General features: G+C 66.6%; 13 protein-coding genes and 2 pseudogenes. 9 read left to right on the top strand and 6 right to left on the bottom strand.

The window, feature by feature from the left end; all coding sequences use genetic code 11:
• Positions 1-213 precede the first annotated feature (213 nt).
• Together ON21_RS39625 and ON21_RS41005 are read right to left on the bottom strand one after the other, a co-directional pair.
• Entirely contained in the window at positions 214-1,008 is a 795-nt protein-coding gene (locus ON21_RS39625) for an MFS transporter (protein WP_218004096.1), read from the bottom strand.
• 55 nt (positions 1,009-1,063) lie between these two features.
• Positions 1,064-1,699, bottom strand: a pseudogene (locus ON21_RS41005) (MFS transporter); the annotation flags it as partial.
• 67 nt (positions 1,700-1,766) lie between these two features.
• Here ON21_RS41005 and ON21_RS16290 point away from each other — a divergent pair.
• Complete coding sequence (locus tag ON21_RS16290; RefSeq protein ID WP_051020861.1) at positions 1,767-2,426, top strand: TetR/AcrR family transcriptional regulator; 660 nt, start codon at positions 1,767-1,769, stop codon at positions 2,424-2,426.
• Positions 2,427-3,163: 737 nt separating this feature from the next.
• On the opposite strand, the gene ON21_RS16295 is transcribed toward ON21_RS16290, so the two are convergent.
• Positions 3,164-3,919: a class I SAM-dependent methyltransferase gene (locus tag ON21_RS16295; RefSeq protein ID WP_051020862.1), complete on the bottom strand. Its 756-nt coding sequence runs from the start codon at positions 3,917-3,919 to the stop codon at positions 3,164-3,166.
• Between the two features lie 483 nt (positions 3,920-4,402).
• Between ON21_RS16295 and ON21_RS16300 the strand changes: the two genes are divergently transcribed.
• The 4 genes and pseudogenes from ON21_RS16300 (at position 4,403) to ON21_RS16315 (ending at position 7,538) form a co-directional block, all read left to right on the top strand.
• On the top strand, positions 4,403-4,993 hold the full coding sequence (locus ON21_RS16300) for a VanZ family protein (protein ID WP_083880662.1): 591 nt from the start codon (positions 4,403-4,405) through the stop codon (positions 4,991-4,993).
• Positions 4,994-5,079: 86 nt separating this feature from the next.
• Positions 5,080-5,724 (top strand): annotated as a pseudogene (locus ON21_RS16305) (alpha/beta fold hydrolase); the annotation flags it as partial.
• A gap of 55 nt (positions 5,725-5,779) precedes the next feature.
• Complete coding sequence (locus ON21_RS16310; protein ID WP_051020864.1) at positions 5,780-6,331, top strand: TetR-like C-terminal domain-containing protein; 552 nt, start codon at positions 5,780-5,782, stop codon at positions 6,329-6,331.
• 832 nt (positions 6,332-7,163) lie between these two features.
• On the top strand, positions 7,164-7,538 hold the full coding sequence (locus ON21_RS16315; RefSeq protein ID WP_039798884.1) for a MerR family transcriptional regulator: 375 nt from the start codon (positions 7,164-7,166) through the stop codon (positions 7,536-7,538).
• 391 nt (positions 7,539-7,929) lie between these two features.
• Here ON21_RS16315 and ON21_RS16320 read toward each other — a convergent pair whose 3' ends face one another.
• Both ON21_RS16320 and ON21_RS16325 read right to left on the bottom strand, forming a co-directional pair.
• Positions 7,930-8,346 carry a YkvA family protein gene (locus ON21_RS16320; RefSeq protein ID WP_039798885.1) on the bottom strand — a complete coding sequence of 139 codons (417 nt, stop codon included), beginning with the start codon at positions 8,344-8,346 and terminating at the stop codon, positions 7,930-7,932.
• A 255-nt stretch (positions 8,347-8,601) separates the two neighbouring features.
• Positions 8,602-9,324, bottom strand: a complete 723-nt coding sequence (locus tag ON21_RS16325; protein WP_039798886.1) for a nucleotidyltransferase domain-containing protein — start codon at positions 9,322-9,324, stop codon at positions 8,602-8,604.
• A gap of 326 nt (positions 9,325-9,650) precedes the next feature.
• On the opposite strand from ON21_RS16325, the gene ON21_RS16330 reads away from it, so the two are divergent.
• Positions 9,651-10,607: a hypothetical protein gene (locus ON21_RS16330; RefSeq protein WP_039798887.1), complete on the top strand. Its 957-nt coding sequence runs from the start codon at positions 9,651-9,653 to the stop codon at positions 10,605-10,607.
• Between the two features lie 821 nt (positions 10,608-11,428).
• The gene (locus ON21_RS40130) at positions 11,429-11,674 is read left to right on the top strand and encodes a tyrosine-type recombinase/integrase (RefSeq protein ID WP_281032674.1); all 246 of its coding nucleotides are present in this window, start codon (positions 11,429-11,431) and stop codon (positions 11,672-11,674) included.
• A 1,036-nt stretch (positions 11,675-12,710) separates the two neighbouring features.
• Here ON21_RS40130 and ON21_RS38450 read toward each other — a convergent pair.
• Entirely contained in the window at positions 12,711-13,508 is a 798-nt protein-coding gene (locus ON21_RS38450) for a hypothetical protein (RefSeq protein ID WP_157170857.1), read from the bottom strand.
• 54 nt (positions 13,509-13,562) lie between these two features.
• Between ON21_RS38450 and ON21_RS38455 the strand changes: the two genes are divergently transcribed.
• Complete coding sequence (locus ON21_RS38455; protein ID WP_157170858.1) at positions 13,563-15,287, top strand: tetratricopeptide repeat protein; 1,725 nt, start codon at positions 13,563-13,565, stop codon at positions 15,285-15,287.
• Positions 15,288-15,591: 304 nt separating this feature from the next.
• A complete protein-coding gene (locus tag ON21_RS16355) occupies positions 15,592-16,272 on the top strand; it encodes a hypothetical protein (RefSeq protein WP_039798891.1) in 681 nt (226 codons plus the stop codon).
• Positions 16,273-16,396 lie beyond the last annotated feature (124 nt).

The raw sequence follows: 16,396 nt of genomic DNA on the forward strand, positions 1-16,396 counted from the left end.
CTATCCAGTCGAGCACCTGCGGCCGTCGAATATTTTGAGCTCGAGCTTGCTCGACGTTTTTCGATGCCTTGACCGGCTGCACCTCACGGGTGGGGCGATCTCATCGAGGAAGCCATCGAGTTCGGCGAGCATCCGGCGCCATCCTGATATCCGCCAACCCCTGCACACCAAGCCCGTCGACCACAATGTGCAGCCGCGCTCTTCGTCGCCGCCTTATGTACGGTTCGGCGTGCCAGGGGCATTTCCGCGGCGAGTCCGCATCTCCAGGACAGCCATGAGCGCGGTCGGCACGACCGCCAGCACCGACGCGGCCAGTACCCAAGCGAAGGTCACCGCAAATGCCGACGCCGGATCGGGATGCTCGACGCCCTTGTCGTGCAGGTGTTGCTGCAGAACGACCACGAAGGCGGCGGTTCCGATAGAGCCACCGACGCGCTGCATGACGGTGAGTTGCGGTGTGGCGTCGATGATCTGGGACGGAGTGAGATTCCGCAGGGCGGCGGTCATGGCGGGCATGGCCGCCAGGCCGATGCCGAGGCCGCGCACGACCATCGCACAGCCGAGCAGCCAGTACGGGGTGTCGTCGGCGATCAGCATGAACGGAATGGTCGCAACACAGCCGACGAGCGCACCGAGCAGGCAGGTGAGTGCGCCGACCCGATCGTAGAGCCGAGCGGACATCCCCATGGCGACGGCCGCACCGATGCCCTGAGGCGCCATGAGCAGGCCGGTGTGCGCAGCGTCCTGATGCCGAACCAGCTGAAAGTACAAGGGCAGCAACACCATCGCCCCGAAAGTCACGGCTCCGATCACGAAGGTCGAGACGGTACCCGCCGTGAAGAAACGATCCCGCCACAACCTCAGGTCCAGCACGGGGTTCGGGATGCGTAGCGAGCGCAGCACGAACAGGGCGGTGCACACCGTTCCTCCGCACAGCGTGACGAGCACTCGCGTCGCCGTAAGCCCGTGTGACGCTGCCTCGGAGAGCCCGTAGGTGATGCCCACCATCCCCCCCCGAAACCAGGATCAGTCCCAGTGTGTCCAGGGCACCGGCCGGTTCGCCCGGCTCGTCCGCGGGCAGCAGCCGTGCGGCGAGCACCAGTCCGATGACACCGATGGGCGCGTTGATCAGGAAGATCCACTGCCACCCCGCGTATTCCAGCAATAGCCCGCCGATGGTGGGTCCGACGATCGGCGTCAGCACCATGGGTATGCCCGCGGCCACCATGGCTCTGGCAATGCCCTGCCGCCCAGCAGCGGTGACCAGGATCATCTGCCCGACGGGGATCATGACCCCGGCTCCGAGGCCCTGCGCGACCCGGGCGAGGATCAACAGGCCGACGCTGTTCGCGGCCGCACATGCGACCGAGGCGAGGGTGAACGCCAGCAGCGCACCGATATACAGCCGTTTGGCCCCCACTCGGCGTGCCGCCCATCCGGTCACCGGCAGCACCGCCGCCTGTACCAGCAGATACGCGGTGACGACCCACTGGATAGCGTCGAGGGCGCCGCCGAGGTCGGCGGCGAGTGATTTCACGGCGACATTGACGACGGTGGCGTCCAGGAACGCCAGAACCGCGCCGAACAGCACAACCACGACGGCCCGTCGCGCCTGCGGGCTGAGTGTCGGCCGCTCGACGGTCGCTTCCGATGCATTCGAGATGGTCACCGCTGAAGTGTCATCCATCTGGATGAACATGTCAACCAGATGGATGACAATGTAGCCGTTCAGATGACTCAATCATCCAGCGAGTTAGGATGTGCGAATGGCGACCGAGCCCCACACCACCGCGAACTCCACTCCTTCCGCCGCGGGCCGTCGTCCCCGCCGCGCGCCCAGCGCTGCAGATCGCCGCCGCGATGCCGAACGCTCGCGTCAGGCACTGCTCGACGCCGCGCTGGACGAGTTCGCCGCCAAGGGTTTCGACGGCGCCCGGGTGCAGGAGATCGCGGACCGGGCGGGAGTCAACAAGCAGCTGATCACCTATTACTTCGGCGGCAAAGAGGGCCTTTATCGAGAGATCCAGCGCGGCTGGCCCGCGGCCGAGGCCGAACGCGCGGACCCGGAGCTCCCTCTCGAGGAGGTCGCCGTGCGCTACCTCTCCGCAGTGCGGGAAGATCCGAGACCTGCGCGGCTGCTGGTGTGGCGGGGGCTCACCGGAAGCGGTGCCGCCACCGACTATCTCGAAGGGGCCGACACGGTCGAGACCGACCTGGCCAATCTGGCCAGAGCCCAGGAACGCGGAGAAATCCACCCGGACTTGGATCCGGCCTTCGTGCGCATCGCGGTCATGGGCATGATCCTGGCTCCCGTCATGCTGCCCGAGACCGCTTCGCAGGCGACCGGAAAACAGCCTGGCTCAGCGGAATTCGAGGAATACTACAGCGGGCAGTTGCGGACGCTGCTCCGTCTTCTAGGGCGGTGACACCGAGTTTCGTCGAGGCTTCGTCGCCGGCGCCGACGCGGCGCCGCGTGTGGGGCGAGGTGCAGACCTTGCGCTGACGCCCCGGGCGCTGGACCACTCGGTCAGCGCCCGGTCGACCCGCGAACTGCTGTCCCGGCGCCCGCCACGGCCTCACCGCCGTTTCCGAGTGCGTGGCTGCGCGATCACTGGCGACCGGGATTTCCTCGCCCCGTATGTGCAAGAGCGACAAGGCGAAATTGCCCCGGTGGCCCGGGTGCGAGAGCCGGTAGCCGACCGACAGGAACTGCGGACGAAGGCGGGTGATTGTCTATCAACATCAGTGCGCCGAACCCCATCCGGGCCCGCGTTAGGATCAAGGTGATTCGCGGCTGGCTGCCGATCGGTCGGGGGCGATTCTTTCGAAAGTCCTCGAGATCTACACCATAGCCGCGGGCGCGCAGCGCCTCATCCTCCTTTCGCTGGGGCGCACTGCCTGTACCAGTTCGAATTCTCTCGGCCTGCCCCGAAAAAGGATGACGGGGACTATCGATTACTGGGACGCGAAGCGCGTCCAGGACGAAATTCACCATTTCGCCGGCACACTCACACCGCGACCATTCAACGCGAACACATCGACGTCGCCAGCGACAGAACCGACCTGCCGCGGGGCCGGTGCGGGATCTGCTCGTGGACTACCTCGACGAGATCCGGCCCAGCGTGGACTACCTGTGGTCCAGTCCGCAGATGCGCGGTGGCGGTCAGCTGGTGTGCAGGACGAAGAAGAGGAAGCACAGGAAGCGCATGCCGGTTTCCTCGTCGTAGCCCTCGGGGAACAGCTCGCGGGCGGCGGGCAGAGCCGGAGGTTCACTGATGACACCAATACGGAATCCCGCGGTGGTGAACGCGTCGGTCATCGCGTGCAGCGGGCGGTCCCAGAAGCTCAACCGGGCGGTCTGTCCGCCCATGGTCCATTCCTCGACGCGGTTGCGGGTCTGAAAGTAGTTGGTGTCGCGCCCAGTCAAGCGCTGGCCGAGGAAGTTTGCGAAGGGATGCTCGACCGAGACCAGCAGCCGTCCGCCGGGAACCAGAACGCGCCGCAGCTCGGTCAGGGTCGGACCCCAGTCGCGCAGGTAGTGCAGAACCAAGGATGCCACAACATCGTCGAACGCATCATCGGGAAAAGGCAAGGGTTCGGCGAGATCAGCGACGTGTAACTCCGCGTCAGCGCCGAGGCGTTGTTCGGCCAGGGCCAGCATGCGGGGGCTGGCATCGATGCCGGTCATCCGCGCGCCGCGTGCCCGCAACGCGGCGAACAATGCGCCCGCGCCGCATCCCGCATCCAGAATCCGGCGCCCGCTCACCTCGCCGGCGAGGTCGAGCAGAGCAGGCAGGTTGTAATAGGCGTTGTGCAGGCCGGTCTCGTTCTGCGCGGTGTAGCCCTCGGCGAAGGCATCGTAGGCATTTGCCGGAGGTGGGTCGGTAGGGAACAGCTGACTTTCGGGGACCGGGAACATGAATCCATCGTGGCATGCGGTGCTCGCTCTCCACCTCGGGCGCGCGCCGTGCTGGCTTTCGCGCCCGACGGCACATCACCCCGGACCGCAGTGCCGACGGGCCGCAAGTACCGAATCCACCACGCGAACTTGCCAAGTTCAGAGAAGCATCCCGTCCCATTTCATCTCGATCGCCCACCGGCCTGGAGCATCGGGCGGCCGACCAGCGGTCGCGAGCATCGGCGCGGGCACGGACACACCCTCAGCGTATTCCTAGCGAATACCGACCCGCTGGTGTTGTTCGCTACGCTCAGGTACTGCGCCGACAGTCCAGGGCACCAGCCGAATCGCTTGACACAAAATGTCTTACGCTGAATATGGCGCATTTTGCGCTCACCTGACTTCAGGGACCTCCGCTGGATGTGGGTGGCGATGAGTGCAGGCTGCGTGGGTGGGGATTTCGGCCAGGTCTGTGGCGCTGGTGATTTGGGTGATACTGGCGGGGTGAACGGGACGTGGGAGGCGTGGGGTGGGGTCGCGGTGGCGGCGATCGCCGCGATACCGGTAGCCGGTCTCGTGGCCTGGTGGCTGGCTGGGCGGCGCGGGTGGCGGGCGGCGCTGTGCGATGTAGGGATGGTGACGGGTACCGCGCCGTGGTTGTGGATGATTCTCACGCCGACCGGAAGAGATCGTTCGGTGAATCTCGTGCCGCTGCGTGATCTGGCCGAGCAACTGGCCGACGACCGGGTAATCGAGCAGTTCGGCGGGAATCTGTTGGTCTTCGCCGCACTCGGCTTCCTGTTGCCGGTGCGCCGACCGTGGTTCGCCCGCTCGTACCGCATCCTGTTGGCGGGAGCGGCAGCTTCGATCGCGGTGGAGACTGCACAGTTCGCCCTCGCTATCGGCCGTCACTCATCCGTCGACGACGTGCTGTTGAACGCGGCCGGTGCATGCCTGGCGGGCCAGCTCTCACGACATCTGTGGGCGTCGCGCGCCGTTACCGACGACCGGTCCGAGCCGGCATTGCCCGAAGAGCCGACACAAGGCATCGTCTCCGAGCGATACGGCGTCGGCCAGCCGACCTTCTCCGAGTAGGGAGATCATCGAGAAGTGCGTGGCGAGGGCGCCGCGACCGACTTCCGCTCGATCACGCTCTGGCACCCTGATCAGAAGCCGGAAACCGGGTGGCTGTCATGGATATCCGGGGTCACGGCGACTCCAGCGCCGACTGGCCGCAGTACGATCCCACCGCCGTCGGACACGACATCGCCGCCGTGATCCGTCATCTCGGCGGGCCGGCCGTGATCGTCGGCCACTCGTTCGCAGCGAAGTCCGCCGGGCAGGTCGCCGTCCGCGAACCCGAGTTGGTGCGCGGGCTGGTGCTCGTGGGTGCCGCGGTGCGGCACGAGAAGCCCGGCTTCGTCATGGGGCTGGCCGCCAAACTCGTCACCGGCAATGCTTCGCTGTGGACGATGTTCCTGAAGACGCTGTACCCGGGCACCAAGCCCGCCGACTTCGCCGAATATCTGGCCGCGAACAAGGCGATGCTGCGCCGCAAGGGACACCTGGCAGCCTTGAGCGCCCTCACCGATTCGCTGCCCGCCGACCCGTCCCTGGACCTGTCGGACATCACCGCCCCGACCTTGATCGTCATGGGAACCAAGGACGGCGACCTCGCCGACCCAGCCGCCGAGGCGCAGCGGATCGCGAACGAGGTCTCCGGACCGTCCCGGGTCGCGATGGTGGACGGATCGGGGCACTACCCGCACGCCGACAACCCGGAATTCGTCGCGCGCACCCTCGTGATGTTCCTGAAGGAGCTGTGATGCCCCACGTGGGACACCTCCCCGTCGCCTCGACCTCCGCCGCGAAGGAGCCGTGATGCCACGCGCAGGACTCTCCCCCACCGCGGTGGTGGACGTCGCCGTCGCCGTCGCCGACGAGGGCCGGCCCCGCACCCTGACCCTCGCCGCGGTGGCCGCCCGCGCCGACGTGGCCACCCCGTCGCTGCACAAGCACGTCAAGAACCTGGACGAACTGGTGGACCTCGTCGGTGTGCGCGTCCTCGACGAACTCACCGAACGGGTGACCCGCTCGGTGGTCGGGCTCGGCGGCCCCGAAGCGGTGGGCGCTCTGTTGCGCGCCTACCGCGACTACGCCGTGGAACACCCCCACCGGTACGCGATGCTGCCCCAGAACCCGCGCGCGACACCAGGCTGGGACACCGCCAGCCACCGCCTGATGGACACCATCTTCGCTGTCCTGACCGGTTGCGGCGTCACCGGCGCAGACGCCGTGCACCTCACCCGCTGCATCCGCGCCGCCGGACACGGCTTCGCCACCCTGGAATCCCAAGGAGGCTTCCAGCTCGCCGAAGACATCGAGACGTCCTTCGCCACCTTGACCCGCATGGTGCTCAGCGCGCTGCCGTAACGATCGGTTCTCCGACACCCGCCCCTCCGGCGGTGTGGTCCAGATGCTCAGGTCGGTGGATCCGCGCGGCGGGTGCGGCACCGCGGTGGATTCCCCGGCCGGGGGATGTCCGGCCAGGATCCGGTTCAGCTCGACGCGCATCGGGACTGTCGGAACTCGCCCGCCCGCGATCGGTCAGTTCGGTGAGGATCCGCCCGGCCGGCTCGCAGAGTCGCACAGTGGTGTGCTGCGAGCAGGACCGCAACAGCGCGAACACTTGCCGCTCACCGATCCCCGCACACCAGCATCACCATCCTGTGGCCTGCTCGATCACCGAACGGCCGCCCTCGAACGCGAACCGATCGGCGTCACCAGCCGATCGGGGCTGTTCGATATCCACACCACACCCCTACCCGAGGTGCGGCGTGCAGAAAAAGAGGGGCGGCGTGCAGAAAACACGTACCCGGCAGGCGGGAAAATCTGTATCGCGGGGTGTAGACATTCGGGAAGACGGGGTGTAGTTTCTGTGTCGTTGGAGATGAGATGTCTGGTTGGCCGGGCAGGTGAACTGCACCGGAAGCAAGATCCACCATCCCCTCCGGCGGAGAAGAGAATCCGGTGCAGTCGGCCGGACCGCCGGAGGGGATGACGAACCCCCGCAGACACACCCCGGCAGCCCAGGAGGTGGTGACTGAACAGCTCTTCCCAGATTCCGCGTCCCGGCCTGTCACCGGGCGCGGCCCCCGCGGTCGGCGCTACCACCCGACCCGCGGGATCGACGTGAAACCCCCTCGATCCCAGGCCCCGGCGCAACAGGCGCCGGGGCCTGCCGACGTTGACCCCCAGAGGTGTTGTGCAGCCACCGAACGACCCCACCCACCCCACCGACCCCGCCGACGCTTCCAGCGCCGCCGACCGGCTCGATGACGAGGACTACCCCGCCTACAGCATGGGCAGAGCCGCGGAAATCCTCGGCGTCACCCCCGCCTTCCTACGCGGCCTGGACGCCGCCGACCTACTGACCCCGCAACGCTCACCCGGCGGGCACCGCCGCTACTCCCGCTCCCAGCTACGGATCGCCGCGCGGGTCCGCGCCCTGGTCGACGCCGGCACACCCCTGGAAGCCGCATGCCGCATCATCGTCCTGGAAGACCAACTCACCCAAGCCCGCGAACTCAACACCCAACTCACCCGACAAAACCCGCCCGCGCCCGACCCCGACAGCTGACCTCCGCTCAGCCGCCACCGCAGGCGCCCAACTCGGCCCACACCGTCTCGCCGCACCCGCGGCAGCCCACACCCCAACAGCAGCTGCCCAACCGATCAACCAAGATCAACCCCCGCCCCGCCGGTGCGATCCGGTCGCCGCACCCGCGCCGGCGCGGGCGAAGCATCCTCGACCCCCACCCGCACCCAGCCGCCGTGACCGGCCACCATCAACCGCCAACCCCGCGGCGCACGGGCACGCACCACAACACTGCCGGCCAACTCATCACACACCCCCACCACATCCTCCACGCCGACACCCGCGAGCGGGGCGAGCAGGCGCCGCACCGCAGCCCGCAGTCACCCCAACGACACCACCTCCAGACGCGTGAGGTGTCGAGAATCGAATCGATCTACGACACCGGTAGCCCGGTGAGCCGGGCGAGCGCGGCGAATCCATCGTCGGTGCCCGGCCAATGCGCGCGGACCGCGGCGCCGCCAGCGGTGCGGACGACGCTGCGCAGGACCGCGGTGATGATGATGGCGTCGTCGGCGTAGCCGATGACGGGGATGAAGTCCGGTATCAGGTCCAGCGGTGAGGCGAGGTAGGCCAGGACCAGCCACAGCCGGATCCGCACGCCGCGGGGCAGCGATCGGTCGGCGGCCAGGCGGCGGATCAGGCGCAGGGTGTCGGGCAGAATTCGTAGCGCTTCCCGAAGCATTCCGCCGCGTGGACGCACAACCACCAACGCGACGACCAATGCGAGCCAGGCCAGCAAGAGCGCGGCCGCGACACCGATCAGCAGATCCCACCAGAACGAACCGGTCACGTTCGATAGTCCACCATCTCGTGGTCCGTCACCGAAATCGACCTTCCAGCCAGCATAGCGTGTCGAGGACTCACCTCGACCTCCCCTCCGTGCGGCCCACGCGCACCTACCATCGCCGCCGCGCCAGACTGCCGAAGTGTTCAAGAATCGGTGAACCTCTACCGCTGGGTAGCGAGATTCCCGGTGTGATTCGCAGCGATGGGTGGCGGCGTTCTCGCGCGGTTGGATGGCGTTGGTGCCGGCGTGGCTGCGTGGTCAGCTGGGACCCTCGGCCCTGAAGCCGTCGAAGAGTCGGCCGCCGAATGTGCTCAGTGCCTGGGTGACGATGTCAGCCATCGGTTCGATGGCACCGAGTGCAACCGCCCGCACCCCGTCCGCCAGTGTCTGTGCGTAGTCCGTGCCGGTCTCTCGATCGAGGGAGCACAGCTCGCGGTGCAGCCATTTGCCGCTGCCTGTCCAGTGGCCGTGCCCGGTGAGCAGTAGGTCGGCGGTGGCCCGCCACAGGTTGACCGCGATCAGCAGGCGTTCGTTCTCGTCCGGAGAACTCGTGAGATCGTCGAAGAGATCGGTGATCCCGTAACGCGCGGCTTGCATTTCCTCAGCGGTGAGCGGTTGCGGACCGGCGGCCAGCTGCGCCGCGCATCTTTCCCGCAGATGTTTACCGCTGCCGTCGTTGTCGAGCAGGATGTGGCTCTGGCCGATCAGTCGCAGAGTGGCTGGCCGCCTGGCCTCGCGCTCTTTGGCGATGAAGTGCTCCATCGACGTATCGGTTTGCACAAACAGTTCCACTGGCCACCGGTGATAGAGCAGCGACTCGCGGTACGGTGCCGGCGGGCCCGAGAGCAGTACCGTGATGTCCAGATCCGATGTTGCCGTGGCGATCCCGAGCGCTGTGCTGCCGCCCAGCCAGGCTGCCCGTGCCTGGGGGAACCGCTCACACACCAGTTCCCGGGCGATCTCAAGTCCGTCGAAGCTCATGCCCCATCCGATCGCAGAGTCGATGGGCAGGCAACAGGAGTCTCGCGAACGATCGTTTGCGCACACCGACCTTCGGCATCAGCATCACTGAGCGGTCTGTTCGATCAGTTCGCGGCTCAGACCTCGCCGCGCGGAGATGGCACGGGAGATTCACCCATATCCGGGGGAAGAACGTCCCGCTCAGCTGCTCATACGCTGCACTGTGCGAATAGAAGAGCGCTGTGAGCCGTAGGCCGGTCACCGCTCTCGGTGACTTGGCATGTGCGGCCGCGCGAGTCCTCAGATAGGTCTGACCGGCAACCTGACGGCTGGGAAGGGGAGATGACATGGGTCAAGATTTCAGTGTCGACATCACCGCTGCTCCGACGGTGAGCGGGAGTTTGGCTCAGGCGTTCGGCAGTACGTCGCACACCATCACTGATCAGGAAGTGAGCGCGTTCGGGCTGACCAGTTCGAACATGAGGCAGAGCTTCGCGAAGGTCATGGGCAGTGGGTCGTATCTGCCCGACTATGTCTGGCTGCGTGCCCCCACCCCGCCGGAGGGCAACAAGTACAACGACTTTCATTGGGACGAGGTCAGCACCACCCTCGAGGCGGTCGATGCGCAGGTCATCAGTGTCAACAGCAAGCCTGTGATCGCGCACCATGTCACGTGGACGAACAACCTCGACCACTCTGTGCACTACCACGCGGATATGTCGATCAGTAAGACGGTCTCCACCAGTCAGAGCTGGTCGCAGAGCCAATCCGTCTCGGTCAACCAGGAGATCACCTACGGGATCAAATTCGCCGACATCGGGGGCAGCATCGGCGGAGAAACAGGTTTCACGTATACGAACAACTGGGGTGAGACTCGAGGACAAGAACAGAGTGTCACGGTCGGTGTCAGCGAAGGCGCCGACGACGATGTACCCGCGCACTCGGCAGAGACCGCGTATCTCTTCGCCAACCTCGGATCGCTGACAGCCCGCGTGACCTACAGGGCCACCCTGGCCGGTACGGTCTGCGGCTGTTACGAGCACAAGTACAACGGTCACTGGTTCTGGGGTATCGACCCGAACGCCTTGCTGGACAACGCCGGCCTGGCCACGTCCGTACTGATCACGCAAGACGTCAATGTCGATTTCTACAGCGACGCAAACGTCGAAGTCGACCCCGGACCTTTCGACCCGAACAAGCAACCCAGCCAGAAGACAACAATGCACTTCTCGCGGGTACGCCCAGGAGCCGGCGAACCGAAATCAGCCCTGGCTGCCGCTGGAGCTGGATCCACCAATCGGTGACCGCGGACTGAGGACAGCTACGCACAAACGGCCCGCTCGGCATCTTCCTCGCCGGGCGGGTCTGCGAGTGATCCGCTGCCTGTCTCCCGCGATACAACCCGCATGATCGGCCACCTGCTGTGGCGTCAGCCTCGGAGTCACAGTGGTGTTGAGAATCGTTCGGTTCCCGGACACCCCGGCACCTTCTGCTCCAGAAGGCTCGATCACCTGCACCGGTCGGTGTCGATAAGACCTGTCGGAAAGCATTGGGTCCTCACCGACCTGGCCAACGCCAACTAGCCCGCCACTACCATCCTGCATACCGCGGCGACCTGGGTGTCTTCGCCGAGCACTACGACGGCGACCTGGCGGTGATGGGCGTGGAGCCGGTGCGGGCGTTCCTGTCCGGGATCGCCTCACAGTCGTCGGCCACCCGCAAGCGGAAGCGGGCCGCAGTCTCGGCGTTCTGTCGGTGGGCCTCCGGCATGACCGGCTAGCGGCGAATCCCATGGACCGCGTCGACACGATCACTGTGCCCAAGCGGCTGCCGCGCCCGGCCCCGGCCGCCGACGTGCGCCGAGTACTCGACGGGATCTGCGCGCGGCGGCCGCGTAAGGACTATGTGTGCGGCGCCCGCGCCAGCGAGGCGGGTGGGCTGTATGTCGAGGACTTCGACCTCGCCCTCGAGGACGAACACGTCCGCGTGCACGGCAAGGGCGGCAGCGTACGCACCGTGCTGCTGGACGACCGCGGTTACGTCGCCCTGCTGCGGATCTACCTGACCCGGACCGATTCATCTCGGGGCCGATGTTGCGCGCCAGCATCAACGGCCGCGGGGGTCGCTGTCCTATTCGGCGGCATATCACCGGTGGCAGCGCTATTGCGCCGCAGTAGGAGTCGGCATCGATATACACCAGTTGCGCCACACTCACGCGACCGAGCTGATCAACGGGGGTGTCTCGATCGAGGTGGTACGCAGGCGACTCGGGCACGCCTCCACCGAGACCACTCAGGTGTACGCCTTGCTCGCCGACAGGGTCGCCGACCACGAGATCCGCGCCGCCCGGCGACGGAGGACCATTGTCTGAGCTGCGAAACCATCGCTGGACGCCGGGAGGACATGAGGTCAGCGGGGTGCCATTCGTCATGGTCCCCGCATCGGGCAGTCCAACAAGTCGCGTCCGCACCCGTACTCGTGGCCCTGAGCAGGCGATGAGGATATGGCGCCGGGCGGGCGAAGTTGGTTCAGTGGTGTTGTGACCGGTACCAGCGGGAGGGGTCGACGGGGTGGAACCGATGGCGGTGGTGGCGGCCGCGGTCGCTGCTGGAGCGGATGGTCGGAGTGATGCGGGGAGGACGGAAACGTTCGCCGCGCTGAAGGATTGGCTTGGTGACCATTACCCGGGTGTGGACACACGGGTCGTGGAGCGTGAGCCACGGTCGGCTGAGGGGCAGTTGGCGCTCGCGGAGGAGTTGTTGCGGGCAGGCGGCGCCGATGATGGGGAATTGCTCGCGCGTGCCCGGCGTGTTCTTCAATTGTCGGCGGAGTCGGTGGTGGGTGTGCGGTTATCGCGTACGAGTGTCGAGGGGGGTATCGATATCGACTCGGTGAGGTCCATCGGGCACGGTGTCGTCGCTGAGGACACGGTCGCCGATTCCTTGCGGATCAGTGGCATCCAGGCCGGAGCGCAGCACACATCGGAGCCGTTGCCAGGGGTGGCGCAGAGTGTTGCCTCCGCGCAGGTCCTGCCGATCACTGTGATTCTGTCGAATGTTGTCGCGGGTGGCGATATCGAGATCGACGGCGCGCCGGCGCCTGCCGGCCTTGCCGAGTTGGTCGAGCGTTTGGCTCCCGATGGCGGACTCCCGACCATCGACGATCTGGATCCGTACCAATTGGGTGCGACCCCGTCTCGGTATGGCGAGGTGGGCTCTCACGGTGTCGCCGATCCATACGTGCCGCGCACCGCGGGGGATGTCGAACGGCGCGTGGCCGAGGCGTTGACCGGTGAGCGTCTGGTGGTCGTGACCGGTCCGTCGAAGGCCGGGAAGTCCCGCACTCTGTTCGAAGCGGTGCGTGCTGGTCTGCCGGGTGCCCGGGTGTTGGTGCCGACAGTGGATGCGCTACATCGTGTTCCGTCCTGTGTGCAGGTGCGGGAGTGCGACGCTGCCATTGTCGTGTGGCTCGACGACCTGGACCGCTTTCTCACCACACGTCATCCGCTGACGCCGGCGTTGCTGACGCGTATCACTGATCGCGGTGGGCCGACGGTCGTGGTGGCGACATTGCGTAGCGAGGCCCGCGACCGGCTGCGTGACGACATCGGCGACCTGACCCGTGACATCCGCGTGCTGCTGCAGCAAGCGACGACGATCGAACTGCGATCCACTGCGGACGAACAGGTCGAACACGATTCCGCGGTCGCGGCCTATCGGTCGTTGGATCTCGAACGGTATCGCGACCGGGGATATGGGTTGGCCGAGGTTCTGGCGGGCGCGCCGGAGTTGTTGGACCGATACGACAATGCCGAGCCTGTCGTGCGTTCGATCATCGAGGTGGCTGTCGATTGGACGCGGATCGGTCGCCGAGACCTCATCCCTGAACCCGTACTGGTCGATCTCGCCTTCCGGGCTGTACGCGATCGTCGACCCGATCTCGAGCTCGATCCCGACGCCATCGCCGCGGCGATCGCCAGTGCGCGCCGACCTGTCGAGGACGCAGGCCGCGTCGCCGCGCTGGGCACGGAGTGGTTGACCGACGACGTTCGTGGATACCGAGCTTTCGACTACCTGGTCGCCGCGGACGACGGCCACCACGATCGGCGACCACGTCCCATCGCCGACTATTTCTGGTCCGAGGCGACCCGCGACGCGGACACCGACGCGTTGGTCGCGGTCGGGTTCGCCGCGCACTTGCGGCACCGCAGCGACCTCGCTATAGCGATTACTCGACGTGCTGCAGAGACCGCCGACCCCATGGCAGCGCTCAATCTCGGATCCTTCCTCGCTCAGGAAGGCAGCAATGCTGAAGCCGAAACCTGGCTGCGACGCGCGGCGAGGGCGGGCTATCAGGAAGCGATGACCTATCTCGGTGTGGTACTGCACATGAGAGGCGAGAACACCGAGGCCGCACAGTGGTGGCGTCTACTCGCCGAGGCCGGTAACACTGCCGGAATGGCCAATCTCGGCATCATCCTCCAACAGAACGGGCAGTCCGCCGAGGCGGAAATGTGGATGCGGCGGGCCGCGGACGCCGGCTATGAAGGCGGTATGTACTCGCTGGGTACGTTGCTCTACTACCAGGGCCGCACCGACGAGGCCGAGATCTGGCTCCAACGCGCCGCCGCAGCCGGTTTCCCGCCGGCCAGGATCCATGTCGGTCTCACCCTTTACCGGGCAGGCGCGACTGCGGACGCGGAGAGGATGTTCGGCGAGGGCGCAGAGGCGAGTGACCCGGAAGCGATGTTCTGGCTTGCGAACCTTTTGTTCCTCCGTGATGAGTTGACCGAGGCCGACCGGTGGTGGCAGCGTGCGGCAGAGGCCGGTAATCGTGACGCGGCCGTCCAACTCGCTTGGTCGCTCGACCGTCAGGGATCAGTCGTCGAAGCCGAGCAGTGGTGGCTTCGCGCCGCCGAGGCAGGTGATGCGCGAGCGATGGCAACCCTCGCCGCCGCCCTGCACAAGCGGGGCGATGACGCCGAGGCAGCGGTGTGGGCCCGACGCGCCGCCGCAGGCGACATTCCGAACCGCGTATTCAAATCCGTGTACGGACGTGAGGACGGCTCGACCATCGAATCATTCGGGGTAATGCTGGCAGAACCGCGCGATTCGGCCGACGCCGAGGACTCTGTGCGCCGCGACGCCGAGGCGGGAGATCCCAACGCGATGAACGATTTCGCGGCCGCACTCCACGATCGTGGAGAACATGCCGAGGCGGAAGCCTGGTGGCGTCGCGCAGCCGATACCGGCCAGCCCAACGCGGCCATCAATCTCGGCGTTCAGCTCTACACTCGCGGTGAGTTGGCTGAGGCGGAGGCCTGGTGGCGCCGCGCCGCCGAAGCTGGGAACCTCGACGCGATGTCCCGCCTCGGACATGTGCTGCGAGAGCAAGGCGCCGAGCCCGAGGCCACACAGTGGTGGCGGCGCGCTGCCACACAAGGACACGCCAACGCCATGCATCGGCTCGGAGCCATGTTCTACGAGCGCCACGACCTCACCGAGGCCGAAACCTGGTGGCGCCGCGCCGCCGAAGCGGACGACAGACCCTCAATGGCCGGCCTCGCAGCCATCCTGCTGGACCGAGGCGAGACCGACGAAGCCCTGACGTGGTTCCGCCGATCTGCTGACTCGACCGGGCCGGCAACCGCATACGCCCTCGGATCGACCCTGCTGCGGAACGGAGCGAAGGACGAAGCCGAAACCTGGCTGCGGCGCGCCGCCGAGGCGGGCAACCACGACGCGATGGGCGAACTCGGGGTGATCCTCTACGAGCAGGGGGCGACAACCGAAGCCATGAAATGGTTCCAGCTGGCCATAGACACCAATCCACAGGCTGCCGACGCCGATGTCCTGATCTTCCAAGCCGGCGACACCTCGATCACCTGGGTCCGCGAACACGAACCCGAACAGTCGTCCGCACGCCGCGACGACTCGGGACCGCGCAGATGGTGGCGCCGCAAACGGCGGCGAACGCAAGGCTGAACCGGCCAAGCTCTCCACCAGCGGCGACACCGATCACATCTCGAACCAATCCGACTTCGCGTGGTGCGCCGAGCACGAGCTGCCGCCATGACGGTCGATCGTCGACGAGTTGACGGCCGAACCCGTCGAATTGTCCAGATAGCTCCGCCGAAGCGGTGAAACCCGTTCGAGCGGACATCCGGAAGATGCAGGCCCACGTGTCGCCTCGGGCACGACAGCAACCTCTGGGCGTTCTGCGCACCCGCTCGGCGGCAGTCCCCGGCGGGCATGCCGCCGTGTCGGATGTCGTCGTTAATCTGCGGGTATGGTCAACCCGGATACAGCACTGCGCCGCCTTCTGCGCGAAACAGGAAAACTGCTCCAGCCGTACGGGTTCCACGGCACCGAACCCACTTGGACGCGCGTCGAAGCGCGCGGTGTCGCCTCCGTCGGCCGGACTCGGGTGACCCGCACGTGGACCGACGGACAACAGGTCCTCGGGTTCGGGCTGACCTTGACGGCCACCCCCGCCCCATGGTGGGAGTACTGCAATTGGCGCAACACACGACTGGGCCTGCCCCACGTGCCGCTGGAATCGGCCACCGGCCCCGGCCTGATCGACTTGCACTCACTGTCCGACGAACTGACCACGCCGTGGACCCTGCGGGTCGACCCGGCACAACCTGGTCAGCACGCGCTGCAATCCGACATCGACACCATCCGCGACCAACTTCCCCGCCGCGTACACGCCTACGCCCGCAGAGCGCTACGCCTGGTGGACGCCGATCGCTATCTCGAGGAGCTGACGGCCCGACCCGATCCCGGGATCCGGACTCGAGAAGCGATCATCGTCTTGCTCGCCGACCGCGGACCAGGACCGCGCCTCGACGAGGCGATACACCGCTTCCAACAGTGCATCGCGGGACCGGACGCCTCGACCTACGCGGAGGATGTCATCACTTACGCACGCACTCGAACAGCGGTCGGCCAAGTCGTCGAGCGATGAGTTCTCATTCTCGGCGAGGTCGGGCGATCATTCCGCCGATGCGGTTGGAGCCGGAGGACATTCGGCTCGCCAGGGTGCAGGCACGACCGCGACGAGCGGACACCGACGGACCGGTCGGAAGAGA

The organism is Nocardia araoensis NBRC 100135 (assembly GCF_000308435.1).
GTDB classification, from domain to species: domain Bacteria; phylum Actinomycetota; class Actinomycetes; order Mycobacteriales; family Mycobacteriaceae; genus Nocardia; species Nocardia araoensis.